The sequence below is a fragment of the Clostridium fungisolvens genome, from assembly GCF_014193895.1.
Lineage (GTDB): Bacteria > Bacillota > Clostridia > Clostridiales > Clostridiaceae > Clostridium_AR > Clostridium_AR fungisolvens.
Genome location: NZ_BLZR01000001.1, coordinates 2,528,559 through 2,548,376, shown reverse-complemented (window position 1 = coordinate 2,548,376; position 19,818 = coordinate 2,528,559). Strand labels below are relative to the sequence as shown.

General features: G+C 31.6%; 17 protein-coding genes. 12 read left to right on the top strand and 5 right to left on the bottom strand.

Annotated elements, in window-relative coordinates:
• Positions 1 to 14: 14 nt before the first annotated feature.
• Positions 15 to 1,949, top strand: a complete 1,935-nt coding sequence (locus bsdtw1_RS10965; protein WP_183277608.1) for a Cache 3/Cache 2 fusion domain-containing protein — start codon at positions 15 to 17, stop codon at positions 1,947 to 1,949.
• A 131-nt stretch (positions 1,950 to 2,080) separates the two neighbouring features.
• Here bsdtw1_RS10965 and bsdtw1_RS10960 read toward each other — a convergent pair whose 3' ends face one another.
• Positions 2,081 to 3,280 carry an FprA family A-type flavoprotein gene (locus bsdtw1_RS10960; RefSeq protein WP_183277607.1) on the bottom strand — a complete coding sequence of 400 codons (1,200 nt, stop codon included), beginning with the start codon at positions 3,278 to 3,280 and terminating at the stop codon, positions 2,081 to 2,083.
• Between the two features lie 70 nt (positions 3,281 to 3,350).
• Positions 3,351 to 5,258 (bottom strand): acyl-CoA dehydrogenase family protein, encoded by a 1,908-nt coding sequence (locus tag bsdtw1_RS10955; protein ID WP_183277606.1) that lies wholly within the window; start codon positions 5,256 to 5,258, stop codon positions 3,351 to 3,353.
• 722 nt (positions 5,259 to 5,980) lie between these two features.
• On the opposite strand from bsdtw1_RS10955, the gene bsdtw1_RS10950 reads away from it, so the two are divergent.
• Positions 5,981 to 6,265, top strand: a complete 285-nt coding sequence (locus bsdtw1_RS10950) for a ribosomal protein L7/L12 (protein ID WP_183277605.1) — start codon at positions 5,981 to 5,983, stop codon at positions 6,263 to 6,265.
• A gap of 174 nt (positions 6,266 to 6,439) precedes the next feature.
• Here bsdtw1_RS10950 and bsdtw1_RS10945 read toward each other — a convergent pair whose 3' ends face one another.
• Positions 6,440 to 7,303: an AraC family transcriptional regulator gene (locus bsdtw1_RS10945; protein ID WP_183277604.1), complete on the bottom strand. Its 864-nt coding sequence runs from the start codon at positions 7,301 to 7,303 to the stop codon at positions 6,440 to 6,442.
• A 229-nt stretch (positions 7,304 to 7,532) separates the two neighbouring features.
• Between bsdtw1_RS10945 and bsdtw1_RS10940 the strand changes: the two genes are divergently transcribed.
• The 3 genes from bsdtw1_RS10940 (at position 7,533) to bsdtw1_RS10930 (ending at position 11,626) form a co-directional block, all read left to right on the top strand.
• Positions 7,533 to 8,996, top strand: coding sequence for a UDP-N-acetylmuramoyl-L-alanyl-D-glutamate--2,6-diaminopimelate ligase (locus bsdtw1_RS10940; protein WP_183277603.1), 1,464 nt, complete (start codon positions 7,533 to 7,535; stop codon positions 8,994 to 8,996).
• A gap of 15 nt (positions 8,997 to 9,011) precedes the next feature.
• Entirely contained in the window at positions 9,012 to 10,274 is a 1,263-nt protein-coding gene (locus tag bsdtw1_RS10935) for a dicarboxylate/amino acid:cation symporter (RefSeq protein ID WP_183277602.1), read from the top strand.
• A 404-nt stretch (positions 10,275 to 10,678) separates the two neighbouring features.
• A complete protein-coding gene (locus bsdtw1_RS10930) occupies positions 10,679 to 11,626 on the top strand; it encodes a glycoside hydrolase family 43 protein (protein WP_183277601.1) in 948 nt (315 codons plus the stop codon).
• Between the two features lie 114 nt (positions 11,627 to 11,740).
• On the opposite strand, the gene bsdtw1_RS10925 is transcribed toward bsdtw1_RS10930, so the two are convergent.
• On the bottom strand, positions 11,741 to 12,145 hold the full coding sequence (locus bsdtw1_RS10925; RefSeq protein WP_183277600.1) for a hypothetical protein: 405 nt from the start codon (positions 12,143 to 12,145) through the stop codon (positions 11,741 to 11,743).
• A gap of 568 nt (positions 12,146 to 12,713) precedes the next feature.
• Here bsdtw1_RS10925 and bsdtw1_RS10920 point away from each other — a divergent pair.
• The 6 genes from bsdtw1_RS10920 to bsdtw1_RS10895 all read left to right on the top strand — a co-directional run bounded on the left by bsdtw1_RS10920 (position 12,714) and on the right by bsdtw1_RS10895 (position 18,082).
• Entirely contained in the window at positions 12,714 to 13,208 is a 495-nt protein-coding gene (locus bsdtw1_RS10920; RefSeq protein WP_183279789.1) for a prolyl-tRNA synthetase associated domain-containing protein, read from the top strand.
• A 93-nt stretch (positions 13,209 to 13,301) separates the two neighbouring features.
• The gene (locus bsdtw1_RS10915; RefSeq protein WP_183277599.1) at positions 13,302 to 13,790 is read left to right on the top strand and encodes a GNAT family N-acetyltransferase; all 489 of its coding nucleotides are present in this window, start codon (positions 13,302 to 13,304) and stop codon (positions 13,788 to 13,790) included.
• Positions 13,791 to 14,144: 354 nt separating this feature from the next.
• Complete coding sequence (locus bsdtw1_RS10910) at positions 14,145 to 15,128, top strand: D-isomer specific 2-hydroxyacid dehydrogenase family protein (RefSeq protein WP_183277598.1); 984 nt, start codon at positions 14,145 to 14,147, stop codon at positions 15,126 to 15,128.
• A 79-nt stretch (positions 15,129 to 15,207) separates the two neighbouring features.
• Complete coding sequence (locus bsdtw1_RS10905) at positions 15,208 to 16,110, top strand: AraC family transcriptional regulator (RefSeq protein ID WP_183277597.1); 903 nt, start codon at positions 15,208 to 15,210, stop codon at positions 16,108 to 16,110.
• Between the two features lie 384 nt (positions 16,111 to 16,494).
• Positions 16,495 to 17,517 (top strand): spore photoproduct lyase, encoded by a 1,023-nt coding sequence (gene splB / locus bsdtw1_RS10900; protein WP_183277596.1) that lies wholly within the window; start codon positions 16,495 to 16,497, stop codon positions 17,515 to 17,517.
• A 172-nt stretch (positions 17,518 to 17,689) separates the two neighbouring features.
• The gene (locus bsdtw1_RS10895; RefSeq protein ID WP_183277595.1) at positions 17,690 to 18,082 is read left to right on the top strand and encodes an iron chaperone; all 393 of its coding nucleotides are present in this window, start codon (positions 17,690 to 17,692) and stop codon (positions 18,080 to 18,082) included.
• Between the two features lie 250 nt (positions 18,083 to 18,332).
• On the opposite strand, the gene bsdtw1_RS10890 is transcribed toward bsdtw1_RS10895, so the two are convergent.
• Complete coding sequence (locus tag bsdtw1_RS10890) at positions 18,333 to 18,791, bottom strand: MarR family winged helix-turn-helix transcriptional regulator (RefSeq protein ID WP_183277594.1); 459 nt, start codon at positions 18,789 to 18,791, stop codon at positions 18,333 to 18,335.
• A gap of 122 nt (positions 18,792 to 18,913) precedes the next feature.
• Here bsdtw1_RS10890 and bsdtw1_RS10885 point away from each other — a divergent pair, with 122 nt between their 5' ends.
• Positions 18,914 to 19,786 carry an SDR family NAD(P)-dependent oxidoreductase gene (locus tag bsdtw1_RS10885; protein WP_183277593.1) on the top strand — a complete coding sequence of 291 codons (873 nt, stop codon included), beginning with the start codon at positions 18,914 to 18,916 and terminating at the stop codon, positions 19,784 to 19,786.
• Positions 19,787 to 19,818 lie beyond the last annotated feature (32 nt).

Below are 19,818 nucleotides of genomic sequence, written 5' to 3'. Positions count from 1 at the left end.
AGAAGTGTTTTTGAATGAGAGTAAAATATAAACTTATCATCAGTTATTTGGTTTTAATCGTATTTGCCGTAAGCGTTTTAGGCTTTTTAATTGGTAAAAAATCAAATGACGCAGTTTTTAAAGAATTAGATGAGAAAAGTCAGCGTTTAACAGAATCAATTATTACTACCCTTAGTGTAAGAAATGATCTTCTGACAGAAAAATCCTATGGAGATCTGAATTTCGCAAATACTTTATTAAATAATTTTTCTGATTTGAGAGTGAATTATAATGAAAGTGTAAAGATTGGCCAGTTTAATTTACCTGTTTTATACGCAGGAAATCAAAGGCTATCACTTGATAACACTATTGTGGATAAGCTTAAACAGTCTACTGGTACTGTGGCTACAATATTTTTATTACATGATAATAAATTAATAAGGGTTTCCAGTACAATTTTCAAAGATAACCAGCGAGTATTAGGTACGTATATAACCGATGATTCAGTTGCTTATAATAGAATAATTAGTAATCAAGAATATATTGGTGATATTTTAATAGAAGGCGTTGGATATGTTACAAGAATGAAGCCTTTATTGGACAAAGATAATAAAGTTATTGGGGCAATTGGAATAGGAAATAAGACTATTAATAGTTATTTGGAAGAAACCATAAGTAATGTTAAGTTGGGAAAGACTGGTTATGCATATATACTTGATTCTAAAGGAAATGTAGTTATTCATCCAACTGAAAAAGGTAAGAATGTAAATAATTATGATTTCGTTCAAAAGATGCATCAAGGCAGTGGTGGAAGAATAGAATACACCTATAACGGAGTAAAAAAAGTAGGATACTATCAATTCTTCGAGGCTTGGCATGTATATGTAGTAACAACAGCTAATTACGAAGAACTAAACTCTTCAGCTAAATCAATTTTCAGCACTACAGTTATTACTGGTTCTATAATAATTATCTTAAGTGGAATTATAGGATTGTTTTTAGCTAATACTTTAGTAAAACCTTTAGATAAATTAAAATCATGTATGGAGATAGCAGGAAAAGGTGACTTAACTGTTCATTGTGACATAGAAAGTAAAGATGAGATTGGAATCTTAGCCAATAGCTTTAATCATATGTTGGCTGAGAATAGAAGATTGGTCGAGGAGACTTTGGAATACGATAAATTAAAAACTGAGTTTATTGCAAATATGTCTCATGAATTAAGAACTCCTTTAAATATTATTTTTTCAACAGCACAGCTATTTAATGTTCTAATTAGTAATGGTGAAGATTTAAATACTGACAAAATAAGAAATTATACATCTAGTATAAGACAAAATTGCTATAGACTATTAAGACTTGTGAATAATTTAATTGATATGACTAAGATTGATTCTGGTTTTATGAAGCTGGAGTTAAGAAACGATAATATAGTACAGGTTGCAGAAGAAATAACACAATCAACCGCTGCGTATGTAGGCCAAATGGATAGAACAATTATATTTGATACTAATCAGGAAGAAAAAATTATGGCTTTTGATGCAGAGAAATTAGAAAGAATTCTGCTTAATTTAATTTCAAATGCAACTAAATTCACTGAACCTGGAGATGAAATTAATGTTACTTTGTTCGATTGTGAGGAGTATATAATAATTAGTGTAAAAGATACTGGGAGAGGAATTCCAGAAGATAAAGTTTCACAGCTTTTTCAAAGGTTTAAGCAAGTAGACCCATTGCTTAGCAGAAGTCATGAAGGTAGTGGCATAGGATTGTCAATTGTTAAGGCTTTGGTGGAGATGCATGATGGAACAATTGAAGTAAAGAGTGAGTTTGGAAAAGGCACAGAGTTCATAATAACATTGCCTGTCAAAATCGTTGCAGAGAAAGAACATATAAAAGTTAATAGCAATTTTACAAATCAATCTAAGGTTGAAAATATACATATTGAGTTTTCAGATATATATAACTAACAAATAAAGGTATTTAAATAGTGCTAGTTTATAGATACTAGTAAATTTAAAAATAGGCTAAGGATATGAATTGTATCCTTAGCCTATTTTTTTATGGAATAGTAATGGTTTATTATTATTTTTAGTTTGGATTAATTTAATGATTCAATAAGGCTGCTTGCAAGATCCTCCAATGAGTCCGAATCATTTTCTTTCATAGCAGAATTTAATGTCATGCTATTATCTAAGATAGTCATTTCTTTCATGCCTTCTAGATGCTCTCTGATTAGTCTTCCAGATTGAGGAGCCCAAGAACCATTTTCTATAAGACCGAAAGTACGTTTTTGAAGATTTAATGCTTTCATATCCATTAAATAGTTATGCATTGGTGGGTAAATGTTTAGGTTATAAGTTACACAAGCTAAAACTATATGACTATATTTGAAGGTTTCTGAAATCAAGTAGGATACATGAGTGCTTGAAACGTCATACATGACTACATTTTTCAATCCTTTTTTTACTAGCCTTGTTGCAAGATCGTTGGCGACTGCTTCAGTATTACCGTACATTGTTCCATAGACTATCATAACACCCTTTTCTTCAGGTTCATAACGACTCCATCTGTCATATTTATCAAGTAAGTATCCAAAATCATTTCGCCATACTAGTCCATGGAGTGGGCAGATAAGCTTTATATCTAAACCACCAGCTTTTTTTAGTAACGATTGGACATGTGGTCCGTATTTCCCTACGATATTAGTGTAGTATCTCCTAGCATCTTCAATCCAGTTTCGGTCATAATTAACTTCATCATTAAACAACTTACCGTCTAAAGAACCAAAGGATCCAAAGGCGTCAGCGGAAAATAATGTGCCACTTGTAATGTCATAGGTTACCATTGCTTCTGGCCAATGTACCATTGGAGCAGACACAAATACAACTTCATGTTTCCCAAAAGACATCTTATCGCCTTCTTTAACTACAATTGTTTTGTCATCTATATGAAATCCGAATTGATGCATAAACAATGATGCTTTTTCAGTACATATAATTTTAGCTTCAGGATATCGAAGAATAATCTCTTCTATACATGCAGCATGGTCTGGTTCAACATGATTTATTACCATGTAATCAAGAGGTCTCTTTCCTAAAACTGCATTAATATTCTCTAGAAACTGTCTGCAGATTGACCAATCTACAGTATCAAATAGTACAGTTTTATCATCTAATAGTAGGTAAGAATTATAGGAAACACCACTTGGAATTGGGTGAATGTTTTCAAATAGAGCAAGGCGGCGGTCGTTACCTCCAATCCAATATAAGTCCTCAGTTATTTCTCTAACACAATACATGAATTTAATCCTCCTTGTATAATCTAATTGTAAAATTTGATAGAAAGCTAGTTATCTTTCTAATGAATTTTTACACTTCAATAAACATTGTCTTTTCTTCACCACAAGCGGGACAAGCCCATTCTTCTGGTATGTTTTCGAATATTGTTCCTGGAGCTACTTCTCCCTCAGTATCACCCACAGCAGGATCGTACTCGTAACCACATCCGTTGCAGACAAAATGTTTCCATGCATGAGCTATTTTCTTTTGAATAACTTTCTTCATCTTTTTCATTGGAGGAGCATCTTTTTTAGGCTCTCCATTGTCTAAAGCTGTAGTTAAAATTGGAAGTATTTCTTTTAGGTCGCCAACTATTCCATAGTCAGCATTTTTGAAAATTTTTGCATTAGAATCTATATTTATAGCTACAATAGTTGTAGCATCCTTTATACCTTTTAGATGTTGACCAGCACCGGAGATACCACAGGCAATATAAAGATTACCGTTAAATTTTTGTCCAGACATGCCAACATAGCGATTTAAAGGAACGTATTTAAGGGTTTCAGCTACAGGACGAGAAGAACCTATAGCAGCACCTGCTTGCACAGCGAGAGCTTCTATTAATTGCATATTTTCTTTATTTCCTATACCCATACCTGCACTAACTACTCTTTCAGCTTTATTTATAGGAGTATCCAAAGGTATTCCTATAGTGAAATCATATCCGTCTTCTTTTAAGGCTTTAACAAGTGAGGCAACCTTTTCTTCAGCGGTACCTTGTTTAAAGATTACTTTCTTTCTATATCCTGTTGCAGGTTCATGATGAGAAGCTTTGCTAACACGTTCATTTTTTGGCATCTTACCGATGATATGAGAGGAGATAACTAGTCTTTGAATTTCGTTAGTACCTTCATATATAGTGCAGATCTTGGCATCTCTGTAAGCGCGTTCAACCTCCATGCCTTTAAGATAACCACTACCACCAAAAATCTGAAGAGCATCATTAACAATTTCAAGGCAAACATCTGAAGCATACTGCTTTGCCATAGCTGCTTCCATACTATAGTGCTCATGATTCTCCTTAAGCTCTGCAGCACTATAAATAAGCAATCTAGCAGCTCTTAGTTTTGTTGCCATATCCGATAGCTTAAAGGCTATGATTTGCTGTTGGCAGATAGGTTTACCAAATTGAATTCTTTCTTTTGAATATTCAAGTGCATTTTCATAAGCTCCCTGAGCGATTCCGAGAGCTTGAGCTGCTATACCAATACGACCACCATCTAATGTAGCCATAGCTATTTTGAAGCCTTCACCTTCTTTGCCAAGTAGGTTTTCTTTAGGAACTTTTACGTCATTGAAGATAAGTTCTGCAGTAGCAGAAGAGCGGATTCCCATTTTGTCATAATGCTTTCCAAAACTAAAGCCATCCCAGCCTTTTTCAACAATGAAAGCGCTAATACCTTTTGTACCTATATTTGGTGTAGTGACAGCGAAAACAACGTATATATCTGCCTGTCCAGCGTTAGTAATAAAAATCTTTGAACCATTTAAAATATAGTAATCACCTTCTAATACAGCTGTAGTTTCTGTACCACCAGCATCACTTCCGGCATTTTCTTCAGTTAGACCAAAGGCACCAAGTTTTTCTCCCTTAGTAAGTGGGATTAAATACTTTTGTTTTTGCTCTTCGGTGCCGTAAGCAGCTATTGGGTATGTGCCTAAAGATGTATGAGCAGAAAGAATAACTCCAGTACCGCCATCAACTCTTGATAATTCTTCCACTGCTATGGCATAACTAATTACATCTAAACCAGCTCCACCATATTCTTTCGGATAGGGTATACCAAGCATGCCTATTTCAGCTAGTTTATGAACTGCTTCTGTTGGAAATTTATTTTCCTGATCTAGCATGAATGCGATAGGTTTTACCTCTTCCTCAGCAAATTTTCTGATTATTTTTCTCAAAGTTTCATGTTGCTCAGTGGTTTTGAAAGACATATATTTCCCTCCCTCAAATCAATATATTAGTGTACGGAGGTATAGGGTTCCTCTACGGAAATTTAATTTATACTTGCTTGAAAACCCATGTTTCTGAGGATTTTCGGACGTGCATAAATTAAAAATTGAAGTTTGAATCCTATAAAGGGTTCCTGTATCGAAACTTTAGTTATTCTTGTTCCATAATTCCGATTTCTAGGAATTATCGGGCACGTATAACTTAATAGTTGAATTAAGAATCCTATAATTAATACATATATTACATAATATACATTATCAAAAGTATACCTATTTAATGTATATATTAACCTCCCATACTAAATATATAAACTAAAGGTTTACAATAGAACAGTTAAAATTTTATATTATATTTATAAAAGTGCATTTAAGATTAAACACTTCAATCGCAAATCTATTTTCAAAACTCATGTGGGGCTGAAGAAACAGATTGAAAATATAAATTTAAAATTGAAGAGATTCACCCATAACTTAATTTTGTGTGCAATTTTATGTAAGAATAAGATATAATTACTTATTATAAACATTAAAAGAAATAGTATTAAATTGACTTGTTTATTTTTTGGTTATAAAGACTAATTAAAATAAAAAGTAACTTAATTAGGCAAGAGTAAATTTTCTTATACTGTTGTGAAATGCCTGTTTATTAAAATAATTAAAAATATATTATATTTTTAATTATTAGAAATTACTTGGAGGGAAATATGGACGATAACTTTATGTGGATAATTATTGGAACTTTATTGTTATCTATTATATTATCTAGCATTAATCGATTACAAAACGATGTAAAAAGAACAAATGAAATTTTAACAAAAATTGCTAAACAAATTGGAGTGCCTGAGACATCTGTTGATGATGAAGTTGAAAGGCTTATTGCAGAAGGGAAGAAGATTAAAGCAATCAAAATATACAGACAAGCCACTGGAGCGGGCTTGAAGGAAGCCAAAGAATATATCGATTTATTGTGTGAAAAATTTAATAGCTAAGAAGTACAAAGTTTTTAAAAGTTCAATAAGGCAAGCCATAATGGCTTGCCTTAAAGTTTGTTTTGATTTTGAATACTTCTTATGATTTCACTCTGTAGAGACAAAAAACTAGTGAGATAGATGCTACTATAGTTAAATCGTATTTAAAACAGGTCTATCTTAATAGACTTATATTTATAAACTAGCCTTATAATACTGCTTTGGTGATAATTGAAATTCTTTTTTGAAAGCTCTCACGAAACTAGAATAATCTATAAAACCACATAGTGAACAGACCTCTCCAGCTTGCATCCCAGTTCTCAAAAGATCAGCAGCTCTTTTAGTTCTCTTTTTTTGTATATAGCCATATAGGGTGTAACCAGTTTCTTTTTTAAATAAGTGCATGAGGTAATATTTATTAAGATAAAAAGTATTTGATAGCATTTCTATAGAGATATCCTTCTCTAAATTTGAGTTTATAAAACTTAAAATAGCTTCTATTCTTGGATCGTATTTAATATCCTCAATAGTTTTATCTGTATTCATATCTAGGAAAAATCTATTGATTTTAACCATGAACTGTATAAATAAAGCGTTTTTTAGTATGGTGCTTCCAAAGGATTTGTCTTGTATTTCTTCTTTAAGCTCCTGTAAATTTTTTTTTAGCAGTTCTATTTGTTTTATATTTAATCTAATCAAGTTAAGTTTTCTTTCGGAAGCTATTTGAAAGCAGCTCAAAAGATCACAACTATCCATATTATGCTTTTCCAGAAATAAAGGGTTTAACCAAAGGATTATTCTCTCATATGGTTCACTATCGCTTATTATCGGAAGGTGAAGGTCGTTTTTGCCAACCAATAATACGTCCCAAGGTCTAAGTTTATAAGATTTTCCTTCAATGATATATGTGACATTTCCTGAGATAAAAATGATTATTTTATCAAAGTCGTGGTAATGGACCTCAAAGTCAGTTTTTTTCTGATCTTTAAGATTGAAGAAAAGGAAATCATCATTAAGATAACCTCTCTTTATTTTTTCTCTTGAAATATTTTCATCCAATATACCCACCTCGGATTTTATTAAAATAGTTTTTCATCTTTTATTATTGATCTTATTTGGAACGTGTCTATCTATAAATTATAGCACTTTATGCAATATATTAAGCATTTATTTCAAGAAAATCTGCAAAAATTGAGAATATAATATAAATATAACAAGAGAAAAGGCGCTGAAGTGGCATTTAAATCTTGATGATAAATAGTACTTGAAATAAATTGGAGGAAACTATATGAAATTATATGAAGTTTTAAAAGGAATAGATTATGAGATGTTAAATGGCAGAGATGATTTGGACATAGAAAGTCTAACTTGGGATTCAAGGGAGGTAGGTGAAAATTCGCTATTTATAGCCGTAAGAAATAGAAATGTAGATAGACATGATTTTGTATTTGATGCAGTAAGCAGCGGTGCTATAGCATTGATGGTAGAACGTGAGATTAGTGGTCTTAAAAAGAATGTTTCAGTAATAAAAGTTAAAGATGCTAGAAAGGCAATGTCCATAGCAGCACAAAACTTTTATAATATTCCAATTAGTAATTTAAAGACCGTTGGTATTACAGGCACAAACGGAAAAACTTCTGTAAGTTATTTTATTTCAAAGATACTTGAAGTTTTAGAATTAAAATGTGGAGTGATTGGCACTATACAAAACACCCTTGGTGAACAAAAAATGACCACAAAAAAGTTAAATCCAACTACGCCAGATGCAATAGAACTTCAAGGAACCTTTGCTGAGATGTTAGAGTATGGAGCGACCCATGCAGCCGTTGAAGTTACTTCTTCAGCTTTATCACAAGATAGAGTCTATGGATGTGAATTTGATGTTGCTGTATTCACAAATCTAACTCAAGATCATCTGGAAGAGCATGTTACTATGGATAATTATAAAAATGCAAAATTGAAACTATTCAGTATGTGCAAGAAGGCAGTGATAAATATAGATGATTCGTTTTCTAAGGATATAATAGCTACTTCAAATTGTAAAACCATAACTTATGGTATTGATAATGATTGTGATTTTAGAGCTACAGATATAGAGTACACAAATATTGGTGTAAAGTTTAATCTTAAATATAATTGTGAGATTAAAAAAGTGGAGCTTAATGTACCAGGAAGGTTTAGTGTTTATAATGCGTTGGCATCAATAGCAAGTTGTTATTGTCTAAAGCTAAGTATTGATGAAATTGTAAATGCAGTTAAAGAAATAAAAGGTGTGCCAGGAAGATTTCAAGCAATTGAAAATAGTAAAGGTATTTTAGCTGTAGTAGACTATGCACATTCACCAGATGCTATTGAAAATATACTAACCTCAGTGAAAGAAATAACTAAAGGTAAAATAATTACAGTGTTTGGTTGTGGTGGGGATAGAGATGCTAGTAAAAGACCACTTATGGGAGAAGTTGCAGGGAAACTAAGTGACTACTGCATAATCACATCTGACAATCCTAGAAGTGAAAAAACAGCTTTAATAATCAATGATATTGAGAAAGGAATGCTTAAGACTGGATGCATGTATGAAAAGATAGAAGATAGAACTCAAGCAATTTTCAAAGCACTTAATATTGCAAACCCTAACGACGCAGTAATAATTGCTGGTAAAGGCCATGAAAACTACCAAATATTAAAGAATGAAACTATACATTTTAGTGATGAAGAAGTGGTGAAGAAATATTTCTTAAATATAGTAAATTAAAAGGAGTTATAGATTATGAGAAATCTTTTTAAGAATTATAAGATGTCCTTAATGCTTATATTATCAATAGTATTAGGAGGTGCAATAGGAGCAATATTAGGACCCAAAGCTAAAGTTTTAGAACCTTTCGGGCAAATATTTTTAAATCTAATGTTTACGATAATCGTTCCGTTAGTATTTTTTAGTGTAGCATCTGCTATAGCAAATATGAGCGGCGTAAATAGATTAGGCAAAATAATGATAACTATAATTTTAGTGTTTATATCTACTGCAGTTATCTCTGGTATATTGGCTATTATAGGCTCTTTTCTATTTAATCCAACTAAAGGATTAGACTCGGGCACAATTAAAAATATATTGTCCCAAGGAGCTACTGACATTAGTAAAGGCACTGAGAACATTTCCTTATCACGGCAGCTAGTAAAGACCTTTACAGTTGGTGACTTCTCAGAATTGTTTTCAAAGAATAATATGCTCCAAATTATAATCTTTTCTGTACTTTTTGGAGCATCTACAGCTTTAGTGGGAGAAAAAGGGGAAGTAGTAAAAAAGTTTATAGATGCAGTAACAGCTATAATCATGAAGATAGTTAATATTATTATGTATTATGCTCCAATAGGGCTTGCATGTTATTTTGCTTCTGTGATAGGGCAATTAGGAACGCAAATCTTACAAGGGTATTTGAAAGTGTTTTTATTATATTTGGGTTTAACAATAATAAACTATTTTATGTTTTTTAGTATATATGCGTATATTTCTTCAGGAAAAGAAGGATTTAAAGCTTACTGGAAAAATGTAATATCACCAACAGTAACTGCCCTAGCTACTTGTTCAAGTGCAGCATCTATACCAATTAATCTTGAGGCTACAAAGAAGATAGGTGTGCCTAAGGATATAGCAGAAACTGTTATACCTCTTGGGGTCAACACTCATAAAGATGGATCTGTCATTGGAGGCGTTTTGAAGATAGTATTTCTATTCGGATTATTTGGGAAAGACATTAATAGTTTACCAATCTTATTATCTATATTAGCAGTTGGTTTTTTAGTAGGAGCGGTTATGGGAGCAATACCTGGCGGTGGACTGATTGGAGAAATGCTTATAATAAGTATATATGGATTCCCTATAGAAGCACTTCCTATAATTGCAGTTATAAGCACAATTATTGATGCTCCAGCAACAGTATTAAACTCAACAGGAAATACAGTATGTGCTATGTTAGTTTCAAGATTTGTTGACGGAAAGAAGTGGTTAAGGGAGGATTTGTTGAAATTGTAAACTTATTTAGAAAAGTGTAAAATATAGTGTGTTGTAAAAGAATGATTACAAAATTTTAATTTATGGTTTTTTAATAATTATCTGCTACGAATAGTATCTAATTGCAGCAGATGATTATTTTTTTGTTTACCTATGTATGTTGAAATAGGCAAATTCCAAGGTTTTAAGTTGATGATATTAAAAAATGTTTTTTGCTTTATATCTTCTAAAACTAAAAAATAAAATAGAACGCTATCATATATATTAAAACAAAACTAATGCTATAGTTTTGTTCATTTTAATAAAATTTAAATCAAAGGGTGTTAATTCATGAAAATATGATATATAATGATTTTATGGAAGATTATTTTAGATAAATATAAAATATTTTATTTTTTAGCGTGTTAACTAGGGGGAATGAACTGATGGTCACAAATTGTTTTGTAAAACCTTTAATTGAGCAGAGGGCAGATCCTTATGTATACAAACATACAGATGGATATTACTATTTTACAGCTTCTGTACCGACTTATGATTATATTGAGCTTAGAAGAGCGAAAACTATAGAGGGATTAGTTGGGGCAGAAACAAGAAGGATTTGGATGAAACACGAAAGTGGAGTTATGAGTGAGCATATTTGGGCACCAGAACTTCATTATTTAGATGGAAAATGGTTCGTATATTTTGCAGCTGGTGAAAAAGAAGATGTATGGAAGATACGACCTTTTGTTTTAGAATGCACTGGAGATGATCCAATGAAGGATTTTTGGATTGAAAGAGGAATGATTCAGAAAGCAGATGAAGATCCATATTCATTTACAGACTTTTCTTTAGATGGCACAGTGTTTGAACATAATAATAGAAAATATTATGTTTGGGCACAAAAAGTAGGTGGAGAAGGCGGTATATCTAATTTATATATAGCGGAAATGGAATCTCCAATAAAATTAAAAACTGTACAAGTACTTTTAACTACTCCTGATTATGATTGGGAAAGAGTTGACTATTGGGTAAATGAAGGCCCAGCAGTAATCAAAAGAAATGGAAAGGTATTTATAACATTTTCAGCAAGCTCAACAGGAGCTGCATACTGTATGGGAATATTAGAAGCTTCAGATACATCAGACTTATTAGATCCTCAGTGTTGGAGCAAGTCAAGATATCCTGTTTTTGCAACTTGCCCAGAGAAAAATATATATGGTCCAGGTCACAATAGCTTTACAGTTTCAGAAGATGGAGAGGATTTAGTTATTTATCATGCTCGTCCATATGAAAAAATTGTAGGAAATCCTTTATACGATTACAATCGTCATGCCATGGTAATGAAATTAAAATGGGATGCTCTTGGAAGACCAGTTTTTGAATTAGAATAAGGTATTTCAAAAAATTATAGCAGCATGATTACCCTAATAATTTGCATAGACAAGTTTTTAGGATTTTCATGCTGTGTTTTTATTTGAGGATTTGTTCAAGATTAGTATTTAGTATCACTTTTTTATTTCATAAGAACCGTTATTGGGTGTTATTGTTAATTTTGCTGTTGCTAATACTTTTTTACTTTCGCTACCTATAACTTCCACCTTTATATCGAAGGGGTCTTTTATTTCTGCTATTTTTTCGTTTACTACAGAACTCCATATCACTGCCTCACCTTGATTTTTTACTTCTTTTCCTTTGCCTATGAATTCACCATCTGAGGTTTCCCAATGATAAATTAAATCTTCATAACTCTTTTTTGTTTCGAAATTAGGTGATATTCTAATCCCTTGTATTGATGACATTGAAGGATTATATGTAGTTCTGTCTGTGGTTATAGTAACTTTATCACTAGTATTACTACACCCTATAAATAATATGAAAATAAATCCTATTATAAGAATTAGTTTTTTCATGATATATCCTCCTAAAAATATAGAATCTGAAATGTACAAATATTTTATTTGATATAATTATACTGGATACGAATGCCATATTCAAATATTTAACTTTATTGAGATATACTTGGTTTAAGTAACTGTAGTTTAGGCATTAAGACGCTGTAGCTATTTAATTGAACACCTGTAAAGGATCTAAAGGTAAAGTTATTATTTTATATCATAACTTCTAATAAAAAATGTTATAATTGTATAAATGATGAAGTTAATACATAAGAAAATAAAAAGCTGATTTTTAACTTTGCGAAAAGTTCTCTAGTGATATTTGTGTTATTTTTAAAGGGTAGAAATAAGTTTGAATAAAAGAAGGATCAATAAATAAATTATGAATATTAAAGAACAGTATTTAAACATTTCAACTTATATTGGAGGAATTATTTATTCAGCATTAACTGGTTTAATATTAAGAATACTTTTTGAAATCAATTCGGAAGTTAATATTAATGATAAAACTTGGCTTGGTTAAAAAAATGCAAATTTAGATAACAATAAATAACCTGATATTTTATATAAGGAGAAGATTATGATTACGGAAGCTGAACAAAAGGTTTACGATATTTTAGATTCACTAGAGATTAAATATGATAGATATGAGCATGCTGCTGTGTACACCATTGAAGAAGCAAATAAATTAGATATACATATACCAGGACAACTTTGCAAAAATCTATTTATTAGAAATAGAAAAGGTGATACTCACTATCTTGTTGTACTTGATGAAACTAAGCAAGTAGGTTTAAAATCCTTAGCAAAACAGATTGGAAGTAGTAGCTTGTCTTTTGCTTCAGAGGAAAGATTATTTAAATATCTAGGACTTAAGCCTGGATCTGTAAGCCCATTTGGAATAATAAACGATAACGAAAGTGAAGTTATAGTTTTAATAGATAGAGATATAACTAATGCTGCAGTTGTGGCATTTCATCCTAACATTAATACGGTTACCATAGGTATTTCATACCTAGATTTTGAGAAGTTCATTAAGTGGAAGAAGAATAAACTTTTTTATGTAGATATAGATTAGAAAAATCACTTATAGTTTCTTTATATAAGCCTATGAAATTTTGTTAAAGTTAGATATTTGATGCGTTAGAGAGCTTGCGAGAGGAGGGGGGAAATGTTAACACACAAGGGGACTCAGTCTTTAGAAACTGAGAGGCTTTTGTTACGTAGATTTAAACCAAGTGATGCGGAATGTATGTTTAAAAACTGGGCAACCGATAGTGAAGTGTGTAAATTCTTAAGTTGGAATCCACATAAGGATTTAAGTGACACAAAGCAGATAGTTGAAGATTTGGTGAATTCATATAGTAATGATTATTATAATTGGGCAATTGAGTTGAAGTCTAATGGTGAAGTAATCGGTCAAATATCTTTGATGAATTTGGATGAGAGATGTCTTTCTTGTACTACTGGATATAATATAGGAAGATTATTTTGGGGAAAGGGTATTATGACAGAAGCATTAAGTGTGGTTATTGACTATTTGTTTAAAGAGATCGGGATTAACAGAATAGAAGCCAGGCATAATACAATTAACATTGCTTCAGGCAGGGTGATGCAAAAAGCTGGAATGAAGTTTGAAGGCATATTGAGGCAGGCTTAAGTGAACAAGTATGGAGAGTTCTATGACTTAGCAATATATTCAATGATTAAGAATGATCTAAACATATGATAGTTTGATTACAGTTAAAATATAATTATATACACAATTGTAAAAAGGCTCATAAAGTGAACCTTTTTTTGTTTGTCCAAAAATTCACATGTTTTATTATTAGATTAACATTTTAGTGGTTATATTTAATGAAATATATCAGAAAATCTGAAAGGTTAATAGTATGCTAGTAAGATATATAGTATAATTATTTTGGTTAAAATTTAAACTTAGTAGTTAAGATAATAAATATTATTATATATAGATTTAAACAAATTAAAAATAGTGCAAAAGAGAGGTTATTTTATGAAACTAATATCCTATGATACAAGAGATGATGAAAGAAATGATTTTGAAGCAATATCAAAAAAGCTTAATGTAGAGATCACTTTAGTAGATGAGAAGTTGAATGAGAAAACTGCAGAATTAGCTAAGGGATTTGATGGTGTGACTATCTTAGGACACAGTCATGTAACTCCAGCGGTTTTAGATAAACTAGATAAATTAAATATAAAATATCTTGCAACAAGAACAGTTGGATATAACAATATCGATATTGAATATGCAAAAAGTAAAAACATAAGAGTAAGTAATGCTTACTATGCGCCAAACGGAGTAGCAGATTATACTATAATGCTTATACTTATGTGTATAAGACATTACAAACAAGCTATGTTTAGAGGGAATGTCAATGATTACTCCTTGGTAGGACTTCAAGGAAAAGAAATGAAGGATTTGACTATTGGAGTCATAGGCACAGGAAAAATAGGAGCAACAGTAATTGACGGACTAAAGGGCTTCGGTTCTAGAATACTGGCTTACGATAAATTTGAAAATGATAAAGTAAAAGAAAAAGCTACTTATGTGGACTTAGATACGTTGTACAAGGAATGTGATGTTATTACTCTTCATACTCCTTTATTGGAAAGTACATATCACATGATAAATGATGAGTCTATAAAGAAGATGAAAGACAATGTGGTTTTAATTAACTGTGCAAGAGGGGAATTAATGAATATTCCTGCCTTGATTAATGGGATTGAGACTAGAAAAATAGGTGCACTAGGTTTAGATGTATTTGAAAATGAAGAAGGTATATATCACATAGATAGACGTACAGATATTATAAGTAACAGAGATATGGCTTATTTAAGACAATTTCCAAACGTTATAATGACTCAGCACATGGCTTTTTACACCGATGCAGCAGTAAGAAGCATGGTAAATAGCGCAATTACTAGCTTAGTCTCCTTTATTAATACTGGTGAAAGTGATTACGAGATTAGATAAGCCTTGCTAAATAGTGCAGAAAATGCAAGGTAATATATGTTATATCTTGTTATGATAGAAAAGGAAGGGGGAGATGGATATGGATTGGCTAGAAAAGATGAATGGTGCTATTAAGTATATTGAAGAAAACTTGACTAACAATATTGCGTATATTGATGTTGCCAAAATAGCATGTTGTTCAGAATATCATTTTCAAAGAATGTTCTCATTTATAACTGATGTGACTTTAGCAGAGTATATAAGGAGAAGAAGACTTACCTTAGCTGCATTGGAGCTTCAGGGCTCAAGTATCAAAGTAATTGATGTGGCACTAAAGTATGGATATGAATCTCCAGAAGCCTTTACCAGAGCTTTTAGAAACTTACATGGAGTTTCACCAACCTTTGCTAGAGAAATGGGAACACAGCTAAAAGCATATCCACCTATTTCTTTTAGTATATCGATAAAAGGAGATGTAGAGATGAATTATAAAATAGTAGAAAAGAATTCATTTAGCTTTTTTGGAGTAGAGGAAGTTATGGATACAACTAATGGGAATAACTTAGTTAGGATACCTCAGTTGTGGCAAGAATGCTTTAAAGACGGAACAATCGAACGTTTAGTAAAGGCTCAGCCAAAAGAACTTGTGGAAGATGACTTTGTTACTGACGTAAATGGAATTATGTGTTATAGAGAAACTGGTGAGGAGACTTTCCCGTACATGATAGGTGTATTTGATATGGATGGTAATGCTGAGGTGCCAGATGAATTTTCGGTTATCTCTGTACCTGCATTAACATGGGTTGTTTTTAGAACTGATGAACACAAAAAATCAGAGGTTGTAGAAAAGATTCAAGCAATATGGGAAAGGATTTTTTCAGAGTGGTTCCCAAGCTCAGGGTATGAACATGCAGAAGGACCTGAGCTTGAAGTATACTATACTGCAAAAGGTGACAGGAACTACTCGGAAGTGTGGATACCAGTAGTTAAGAAGCAAGATTAATTTGAAGATTGAAATTTAATATAGTGTGAAATAAAAATAGAAGATGCTTGGTCATCTTCTATTTTTATTTGAATCATTTCCTAATATTAAGACTGTCTTTAATTAAGGAATCTTTAATATTATTTTAAAACTCTCACAAAAGGTACAGGGAGTTATAAGAATGAATTTAGGATCAAAGTGGCATATCTTTATATGAATTTTGACCTATTAGATGCATATAAATCTTAGATTTAAGCGAATAATAATTAAAAAAAGAGCAATATGGTATAAGGTGGATATGAGTCGTGATTTATATATTGTGTTGCAAATATAGAAAAAAATTTCTTTAGAATCAAGAGAGGAGTAAATAAATACAGCTTTTTAGCTTATTTATTAGGTAAAGATATGTTTAAGCCTAAGAGAATAATATTTGAGAAAGATTCACTAGAATACGAAATGGGGAGACAAATTCTTGATAAGTTTAAGCACAATACTCATGTGGAAATTATAAATTTAACGTCTAACAAAGTAAAACAACATATTCCAGGGGAAGACATTTCATCTCAGTATACTGAAGGTAAAAGAACTTTAGTTATAGGAACTAAAAAAAGCTTAAAGTTCCAATCTTGTAAACCTTCAGCTCATTATCAACTTCCATTGGTGTCTGGATGCATGGGACAATGTGAATATTGCTATTTAAATACAAAGCTTGGTGATAAACCATTTGTAAAGGTTCATACAAATATTGATGAAATTTTAAATCAAGCCCAGAAATACATCGATGAGAGATTACCTGAAGTCACTATCTTTGAAGGATCGGCTACATCTGATCCTGTTGCTGTAGAGCCATACACTCATTCTTTAGAGAAGGCTATATCCTACTTTGGAAAGAATGAAAATGCTAGATTTAGATTTGTAACAAAATATAATGATGTGGATTCTCTGCTTAACTTAGAACATAATGGACATACAGAGATAAGATTTAGTATTAATACAAACTCAATTATAAATAAATTTGAGCATATGACAGCATCTAGAGATAAAAGGATAGAAGCTAGTATGAAGGTGGCTGAAGCAGGATATCCTACAGGATTTTTAATTGCACCTGTCTTCATATATGAAAATTGGAAAGAAGAATACCATGATTTATTAGTAGAATTAAGAAGTAAGCTTCCAGAAGATCTAAAATACCCAATAACCTTTGAGATTATATCACATCGCTACACAACTACAGCTAAGAATATAATATTGCAAGTTTTTCCAACCAGTGAACTTCCTATGAACAATGAAGATAGAAGTTTTAAATATGGACAATTTGGTTATGGAAAATATGTTTACCCTAAAGAAAGTTTAAGTGAAATAAAAGATTTCTTTAAGAAAGAAATAGATGAATTATTTACTAACAAAGAAGTTAAGTATATTATATAATTTGAAAGTGTTAAAGCACAGTGTTCAAATTAAGTGGTTAGCCATCTCTTTAATGAGCCTTCGTAAAGATAACGTTTATAGAGAGGGTGTCATCTATATGAATATAGAGTTGTAAAACTATTTATTTCTATATCCTTATTATATATAAATAATTGTAGTGAAAGGTGAGAAAATGGAAGAAAGCAAAAAAACTATAGAATCAATTGATGAATATATTTCAAGTTGTCCATCAGAGGTTCAAGAAGTTCTTGAAAACTTAAGGAAAGTAATAAAAGAAGCAGCACCAGAAGCAACTGAAAAGATAAGTTATCAGATGCCAACTTTTTTTCTTTATGGTAATTTGGTTCATTTTGCAGCTTTTAAAAATCATATAGGTTTTTATCCTACTTCTAGTGGAATCGAAGCTTTTAAGCACGAGTTAACTCAATACAAAAGTTCTAAAGGAGCAGTGCAATTCCCAAAGAGCGAGCCTTTACCTTATGAATTAGTAAGTAAGATTGTTAAATATCGAGTAGTTGAGAACATAAAAAAAGCTGAAGAAAAAGCAACTAGGAAAAAGAAATAATAAATGAAAGTGTTTTTTAAAAATTGTAGCAAATAAGTTTTGATTTTTTATTGAACAATCAGAAAAAACTTCTAATACCATTGAAATTTAAAGATTAAGCTAGCTTGAAAACTTTATGACTTCCTGCACAAAAAAGAGATTAATAAGTAATCTCTTTTTTTGTTGTATAGGAAAATAAAAAGTCATTAGGGTAATGGGACTTAAAAGTTTCGTTTTTATTGTTAGCTTTTATATGTTGTAAAAAATAATTCTACTCATCTTTATTAAAATCTTTAAGTAGATCAACAAAGCTTGCAAGTTTGGAATCATCCCACTTAGAGATTCGTTCATAAAAAGCAGACTCTTTTTCTTTAAGAGCGTTTATGGTTTTTTGTCTTCCGAGTTCAGTTAAAGATAGTAATACACCTCTGCGATCTTCAGGTGAAGATTCACTAACTACATATCCTAATTTTTTTAATTGATTAACAAGACGACTCACTGAGCTACGATCCATAGCTGTTGATTCTGCTAGAACGGTAGCGCTGGTTGGACCATAGGTGAACAGCCATCGTATAAGAAGAAAAGCTGCAGGTTGCAAAGAGTCATCAAAACATGCTGCAGTTCTCACATTCAGTGCATGAGAGGCACTTAGGAGCATATTTAATTGTCTGCCTAACTTTGATTCTAAATCTAATCTTTTATCATTTTGTGGCGTAGTGTTTTTGTCCATAATTCACCTCATATAAGTTAATGAAATTAGTTGACATATATCAAATATAATTCTTTGGATTCTGTAAGTCAAGTGGATAAGGCCTTAATTTTTAAACTAAGGAGAATATGGAGGAAATTATTATGAAAAAACAATCTATAGTTGTATTAACTGGCGCTACAAGTGGTCTTGGACAACTGGTTGCAGCTGAATTAGCAAAGAGAGGAGTTTACCTTGTTTTAACTGCTAGGAGTAAAAGTAAAGCGGAAGAAACTAAGAGTATGTTAAAAAGTATCAATCCAGAAGCAAAGGTTGATTTCTTTTATGGAGACTTATCATCAATGAAAGACGTAAAAAGAATAGGAGATGAGATTAGCAATACATATTCAAAAATTGATGTGCTTATAAATAACGCTGGATTACATGCCTTTGAGCAAAGAATAACTGAAGATGGTTTTTCAGAGATGATAGCAGTTAATTACCTAGCTCCTTGGCTGTTGACCTACACATTACAAAAGACGTTGATAAAATTAGGAGAGGCTACCGTGGTAAATGTAGCTTCAGAGGCATCACGTAATCATGGAAAACTTAAGCTGCCAGAAGATTTATTTGATACATCTACCTTTACGGCAAGAGAATCCTCTAAACTTTATGGAAAAACAAAACTACTTGATATTATGTTTACTGGAGAACTTGCACGTTTATTTTCAGGAACTGGAGTCACAGTAAATGCGCTTAATCCAGGCTTTAATGTTACAGGACTAGGCAGAGAGTTAGCTTTCTCCTCAGTTCTTGAACGCATTTTAAATTTGTTACATATAGGGGATCCACGTAGAGGAGCAGACATAATTGTTAGATTAGCTACAGAATCTAAATATAAAGAGGTTACTGGAGGGTATTTTAATGTAGGTACGGGAAAAGAAATTAATGCTATCCATCCATGTGGAGATGAAGAGATGGAAAATAAGCTCTGGGCTTATACAAAAGAGATATTTAAATCCAGAGGATTATTGTAAAAGTAAAATTTTACATATTGACCAAGAAAAAA